Here is a 6,378-nt window from a genome sequence, read left to right on the forward strand (position 1 = left end):
AAAGACGAATAAATTGTATATTGCGCACTTATATGAAGAGTAAAAAAACACATATATTATTAATAATAGGAATTGTAATTATTTCATACTCTTCACGTGCTCAAACTATAAACATAGAAGAAGAAAATAGTTTAAAATTTCAAACTCACTTTTTTGAAGCGTTAAAAGAAAAAGCTATTAAAAATTATAGTAAAGCCATTGAAAATTTAGAAAAATGTTATGAAATTGACTCATTAAATATGGCAGTTCATTTTGAATTATCAAAAAATAAACTTGAATTAAATAACTATTTTGAAGCTGAATTATTTATAAATAAAGCATTATTAAGTGAGCCAAAAAATAGCTATTTATTACAACAAAAAGTAGGGATTTTTCAAGAACAACAAAATTATAGTAAAGCCATTGAAACTCAAAAATTACTTGTTGAATTAGAACCAAAATTTACCAATAAATTAATTTTACTCCATATTCAAAATAAAGATTTTAAAATTGCAGAAAAACTAATTATTGAAACTGAAGAAAATGCACTTTCAACACCAAGAATTAAAGCATTTAAAAATTATCTTAAAAATGTAGATAAGCTAAATGCTATTAAGAGTTATAAAGAAAATTTAATAATTTCAATATTGGATATTAAAAGCTTAAGAGAAAAGTACAATCAAAAGAAAGAATATAAAACGCTACAAGAAATTTTAAATAAAGAAGTTGAAAGTGAGCTTTTTAATGAATTATATATAGATAGTAAAAATGCATTAGAACTATTTCCGGCACAACCTTATTTATATAAAATGAATGGAATTGCACTAAATAAATTAGGGAAATATAATGAAGCAAAAGACGTTTTAACTCTTGGCATCGATTTTGTTATAGATGATACAACTATGGAAGCTGATTTTTACGAACAACTTTCTATAAGTTACGAAGGAATAAAACAACATAATGACGCTTTAAAATATAAACAGAAAGCTGAAGAGTTAAGAAATAAACAATAAATGAAACATTATATAAAAATATTAATCCTAATTTTATTAGTTGTTACGTCTTGTAAAACAACTAAAAACACATCAGGAATAAGTATTGTTGATGTACTTTCAACAAATAAAATAATTAACAACCATTACACTAATAATTTTAATCAACAAACGGTTAGTGCAAATCTTAAAGCAAAATATAATAGTAAAAAGACGTCTGCAACGGTAAGTATTAAATTGAGATTAGAAAAAGATAAAACTATTTGGATGAGTGCAACCAAATTTGGAATACCTTTAGCGAAAGTTAAAATCACTCCCGAAAGAGTAATTTATTACGAAAAATTAGAGAGAACTTATTTTGATGGAGATTTTTCGTTATTAAGTAAATGGTTAGGTACAGAGTTAGATTATGATAAAGTTCAAAATATATTATTAGGTCAGGCTGTTTTAAATTTGAAAAAAGGAAAATACAATTCTAAAATTGACAATAACTTATATGAGTTGTCACCTAAAAAGGAGAATGAATTGTTTGGTATTTTATTTTTTATGAATCCTGATAATTTTAAAGTAAATAAACAAGAAATAAGACATCCAAAAAAACAACAATTATTATCAGTTTCGTATTCAAATTATAACGAAATTGAGGGTGAACAATTTCCTGAAAACATTAATATTAGAGCTACAGATAATAAAAATTTAACCACTATTAATATTGAATATCGGTCAGTTGAATTTAATAATGATTTGACTTTTCCGTTTTCAATCCCTAGTGGTTACAAAGAAATTAGTTTAAAATAATGCAGTTTAAATTAAAGCACTTCCTTTTTATACTATCACTAATACTTAGTGTAAATATCTCCGCTCAAAAAACGAAACGCCAAGTATTAGAGGCACGACGTGTACAAAATCAAAAAGATCAAATTTATATCAACGCCTTGCTTTCAAATACAAAAAGAAAAGAGCAAAATGTATTGAGTGATTTAAGCGATTTAAAATATAAAATTAAAACACGTGAGAGTTTAATTACAGCAATTACAAACGAATCTAATGAACTTGACAACGAGATTTATATAAATCAGCTTGAAATAAACCAAAACAAACGAGATTTAGAAGCCTTAAAAAAAGACTATGCTGATATGATTTATAAATCATATAAAAGTAAATCTCAAAACAGTAGAATTATGTTTTTGTTATCTTCTGAAAATTTTCTTCAAGGATATAAAAGGTTTCAATATATGAAGCAGTATACATCTTTTAGAAAAAAACAAGGAGAAGAAATTCAGCAAAAAACAATTGAATTACAGGTTTTAGTAGATACTTTAAAATTAAAAAAAGACTTAAAACAAAAATTATTATCTCAAGAAAAAAAGGAAAAGACACTTGTTGAAAAAGAAAAAAAAGAACAAGAAAATTTATTAAGTGAAGTAAAAAAGAAGGAAAATAAATATAAAAGACAGATTAAACAATTTCAAAAAGAAGAAGCTCGTATTGATGCATTAATTGACAAAGCAATTAGAGATGCTATTGCAGCTTCAAACAAAAAAGCAGGAGCTACACCGAGTAAATCTGCTGAGTTTACATTGACAGCTGAAGCCAAAGAGTTAGCTTCAAAATTCACATTAAATAAAGGGAAATTACCTTGGCCAGTTGAAAAAGGATATGTTTCAACTTATTATGGAAAACAACCACATCCAATTGTGAAATCAGCTACTATTCAAAGTAATGGTGTTAGAATTACTACAGAAAAAGGTAGCAAAGCTAGAGCTGTTTTTGAAGGAACTGTTTTGGCTGTTCAAGTAATGTCCGGAAATAAAAAAGCAGTCTTAATACAACACGGAAATTATATTTCGGTATATAAAAATTTAGAAAATGTTGTTGTTAATACAGGTGATAAAGTACAAACCAAAGAAGTTATTGGGACTATTTTTACCGATAAAATTACCGATAAAACAATTTTAGGATTTGTGTTGTCAGATAATACAAAAACTGAAAATCCTACAAATTGGATTTATAAAATGTAATCTAACTCAAAAACAATGCTTTTAATTCAGTAGCATCAGATGGTTTCATTTTTCCAGAAAGAATTAAACTTAATTGTTTTCTTCTTAAAGCACCTTCATACCGCTCTTTTTCTAAAGCGGTTTCAGGTTTAATTTTTGGAATAGCTATAGGAGTTCCAGTATTATCTACAGCAACAAAAGTATAAATACCTTCATTTACCTTGCTACGTTCCTGAGATTCTCTGTCTTCACTCCAAACATCAACATAAATTTCCATAGATGATTTGAAAGCACGTGTTACTTTAGCTTCAATAGTAACAACACTACCAACAGGAACTGCTCTGTTAAAAGCTACGTGATTTACAGATGCGGTTACAACTATTCTTCTAGAATGGCGTCGTGCGGCAATACTACAAGCTCTATCCATTCTTGCTAATAATTCACCACCAAATAAATTTCCTAACGGATTGGTTTCACCAGGTAAAACAATATCAGTTAATACCGTTAAAGATTCTTTAGGAGTTTTTATCATAACTTGTAATTTTAAGCAAAGATATTGCTATTTTATTAAAAAATAGAATGTAAAAAAATGGAGTTTTAGTATTCTTTTACCAGCAACCAAGCGTCTTCAGAATCTGTTTCTTTAATGGTGTTTAAAGTATTGATAGCTTCATTTAGAGCGTTAAAACTCTCGTAAGAAACTTGTGTTAAATTCCATTTATTAATGCCTAAAATTTTAGCATTAAAACCTTTTTCTAATAATTGGTGTAGTTTTTTTTCAGCATTTTCAGGTTCTCTAAATGCGCCTGCAATAATGTGATAATTATAAGTTTCTTTTGCCACATTTAAGGTAATTGTAGGTAGCGGATTGCTAATTACAAAAGTAGCTTCTTGTATAGTTTTTTCAACTTGCTGCTGTTGTTCATTGCTTTTAGCAACTAAATTGTTGTATTCAAATTTTTGGTATTCTTTCCAGCCAACGGTTCCTAAAGCAAAAATAATTGCAGCTGCAGCAGCATATTTAATGAATACAGGTGTTTTTCTTTTGTTTTCTTCCGAAGGAAGAATAGGAGCAATTGTTTCTAATTGTTTTACTTTTTCTTTGTAAGCAATACGCTTCACAGCAGGTGAAACATAAGAGTTTAATCCAAATGAGGAAGTTAAATAATTAACAACAGTGTTAGGTTCAAAAATTAGTTGACCTTCTGAATTTAAATGAAAAGAACCAATATTATCTAGTTCAAGTTCTTCTTTAATTAAAGAATGATTCCAAGTTGCAACTTGTTCTTCAATAATAGCATTCGCTTCAGAATAAGAAATGTTTTCAGTAGTCGCTATATAATTTGCTAATAACCCATCGTTATTTTGCAAGTGCGAATTAAATGTTAGTTGTTTTGAAGGCGCATAAAAAGTATGCGTAAAATGATTCACTTTTGCAGAAATTTTGTTGGTTACAAAACCACCAAAATTTGGTATAATCACACATTCGTATCTGTATAATAAATCGCTTATGTAGTTTGCTATTGTCATTAAAACAAATATATAAGAAAATCACCCTTAAAAATAAGAGTTGTTACATTTTTTATTAACAATAATTTTATATATTGACAATCAAATTGTTAAAATATGCTTGAAGAAGATTTGCTATACGTTTTAGCGCTACAACGTGTAAAAGGTATAGGTGATATTAACGCGAAAAAGTTAATATCCCATTGTGGAAGTGCAAAAAATGTACTTACTGCTAAGCGACACACCCTTGAAAAAATTAATGGAATAGGCTCTTTTACACTTAAAAATTTATTTGATTCAGCTAATTTAAAAGAAGCTGAAAAAGAACTTCAATACATTCAAAAAAATAGTATTGAAACTCTTTATTTTAAAGACCAAAACTATCCTGAAAAATTAAAACATTGTGTTGATGCTCCTATTTTATTTTTTAAAGAAGGAAATTTTGAATTAAAGAATCAACCAATTATTAGCATTGTTGGAACTCGAAATATGACGAGTTACGGAAGAGGTTTCTGTGAAAAATTAGTTTTTGATTTAAAAGAGTACAATCCAATTATTGTAAGTGGTTTTGCTTATGGAGTTGACATTTGTGCTCACAGAGCTGCTTTAAAAAATAATTTACAAACCATAGGAGTTTTAGCACACGGTTTTGAAGAAGTATATCCGAAATCTCATAAAAAATATGTTTCAGAAATCAATAAAAATGGTGGATTTATTACCGATTTTTGGCATAATGATGAATTACAGCGCGAAAATTTTTTAAAACGAAATAGAATAGTTGCAGGTATTTCTGAAGCAACTATTATTATTGAATCGGCTGAAAAAGGAGGTTCTTTAGTTACGGCAGATATTGCAAATTCATATAGTAGAGATGTTTTCGCGGTTCCCGGAAGAACTAGCGATGTGTATAGTAAAGGTTGCAATAATTTAATTAAAAGAAACCAAGCTGCTATTTTAACTTCGGCCACCGATTTAATTGAATTTTTAAATTGGGAGTTAGAAACAAAACAACCAAAAGTTATTCAAAAGCAATTATTTATTGAATTGACTGAAGTTGAGCAATTAATTTATGACTTTCTATTAAAAAACGGAAAACAACTATTAGATTTAATTTCTTTGAATTGTAAATTGCCAATTCATCAAACAACCACAACTTTATTTAATTTAGAAATGAAAGGTGTTGTAAAACCACTACCGGGAAAATTGTTTGAAGCAGTTTAAGTTTCAGCAATAAATTTTAAATATTGGCATCAAAGAGTTTATAATTGGTATTTTTGTGGCTTAAAAAATAAATATGATTAAAATTCCAAAACAGGCCAAAGCACTTATTTTTGATTTAGATGGAACCGTTGCAGACACCATGAAAAATCATTTAAAATCTTGGCAAGAAGCAGTTTCACCTTATGGAATAGATTTTAATGCAGATTTATTTATGAGTTTAACAGGTAAGCCAAGAACAGCCACCATTTTAAAGTTAAATGAACAATTTGGAACCAATATGGATCCTATTGCTGTTGGAAAAGTAAAAGGTGCTAGTTTTAATACCTTAGTTGATTTCACCAAAGAAATTTCTGTAGTAGCAGATGTTGTTAGGAAGTATCATACTATTTTACCAATGTCTATTGGAACAGGAAGTACTAGAAATGGCGCAAGAAAAACGTTGGAAGTTATTGAAATGAGTCATTATTTTGATTTCGTAATCACATCGAATGATATTTCTAACCCAAAACCACATCCTGAAACATTTTTGAAATGTGCTGAATTAATGAAAGTTCACCCACATAATTGTGTTGTTTTTGAAGATGGAATATTAGGGATTGAAGCAGCAAAAGAAGCTGGAATGATGGTGATTGACGTTAATGATTATTATAAAATGGAGTTTACTATTTAAAATTGGC

At 28.1% G+C, this 6,378-nt stretch carries 7 protein-coding genes; 5 read left to right on the forward strand and 2 right to left on the reverse strand.

Annotated elements, in window-relative coordinates:
* The 3 genes from Q0352_RS11690 to Q0352_RS11700 form a co-directional block, all read left to right on the forward strand.
* A partial coding sequence (locus tag Q0352_RS11690) for a hypothetical protein (protein ID WP_299527697.1) occupies window positions 1-992 on the forward strand: 992 nt, incomplete at its 5' end.
* Window positions 993-1,769, forward strand: coding sequence for a DUF4292 domain-containing protein (locus Q0352_RS11695; RefSeq protein ID WP_299527699.1), 777 nt, complete (start codon window positions 993-995; stop codon window positions 1,767-1,769). It begins immediately after the preceding gene.
* Window positions 1,769-2,992, forward strand: a complete 1,224-nt coding sequence (locus tag Q0352_RS11700; RefSeq protein ID WP_299527701.1) for a peptidoglycan DD-metalloendopeptidase family protein — start codon at window positions 1,769-1,771, stop codon at window positions 2,990-2,992. Before Q0352_RS11695 ends, Q0352_RS11700 begins: the two co-directional genes overlap by 1 nt.
* A gap of 1 nt (window position 2,993) precedes the next feature.
* On the opposite strand, the gene Q0352_RS11705 is transcribed toward Q0352_RS11700, so the two are convergent.
* Together Q0352_RS11705 and Q0352_RS11710 are read right to left on the reverse strand one after the other, a co-directional pair.
* A complete protein-coding gene (locus tag Q0352_RS11705) occupies window positions 2,994-3,503 on the reverse strand; it encodes an acyl-CoA thioesterase (RefSeq protein ID WP_299527703.1) in 510 nt (169 codons plus the stop codon).
* A 65-nt stretch (window positions 3,504-3,568) separates the two neighbouring features.
* Window positions 3,569-4,501: an SPOR domain-containing protein gene (locus Q0352_RS11710; RefSeq protein ID WP_299527705.1), complete on the reverse strand. Its 933-nt coding sequence runs from the start codon at window positions 4,499-4,501 to the stop codon at window positions 3,569-3,571.
* A 96-nt stretch (window positions 4,502-4,597) separates the two neighbouring features.
* On the opposite strand from Q0352_RS11710, the gene dprA reads away from it, so the two are divergent.
* Together dprA and Q0352_RS11720 are read left to right on the forward strand one after the other, a co-directional pair.
* Window positions 4,598-5,701, forward strand: a complete 1,104-nt coding sequence (gene dprA, locus Q0352_RS11715; protein WP_299527707.1) for a DNA-processing protein DprA — start codon at window positions 4,598-4,600, stop codon at window positions 5,699-5,701.
* 73 nt (window positions 5,702-5,774) lie between these two features.
* Window positions 5,775-6,371 (forward strand): HAD family phosphatase, encoded by a 597-nt coding sequence (locus Q0352_RS11720; protein WP_299527709.1) that lies wholly within the window; start codon window positions 5,775-5,777, stop codon window positions 6,369-6,371.
* Window positions 6,372-6,378 lie beyond the last annotated feature (7 nt).

Source organism: uncultured Lutibacter sp. (assembly GCF_937891065.1).
Taxonomy (GTDB): domain Bacteria; phylum Bacteroidota; class Bacteroidia; order Flavobacteriales; family Flavobacteriaceae; genus Lutibacter.

Coding starts and splice junctions, on each gene's coding strand:
- Q0352_RS11705 (WP_299527703.1), bottom strand. CDS start 3,503: ATGATAAAAACTCCTAAAGAATCTTTAACGGTATTAACTGATATTGTT.
- Q0352_RS11720 (WP_299527709.1), top strand. CDS start 5,775: ATGATTAAAATTCCAAAACAGGCCAAAGCACTTATTTTTGATTTAGAT.
- Q0352_RS11710 (WP_299527705.1), bottom strand. CDS start 4,501: ATGACAATAGCAAACTACATAAGCGATTTATTATACAGATACGAATGT.
- dprA (WP_299527707.1), top strand. CDS start 4,598: ATGCTTGAAGAAGATTTGCTATACGTTTTAGCGCTACAACGTGTAAAA.
- Q0352_RS11695 (WP_299527699.1), top strand. CDS start 993: ATGAAACATTATATAAAAATATTAATCCTAATTTTATTAGTTGTTACG.
- Q0352_RS11700 (WP_299527701.1), top strand. CDS start 1,769: ATGCAGTTTAAATTAAAGCACTTCCTTTTTATACTATCACTAATACTT.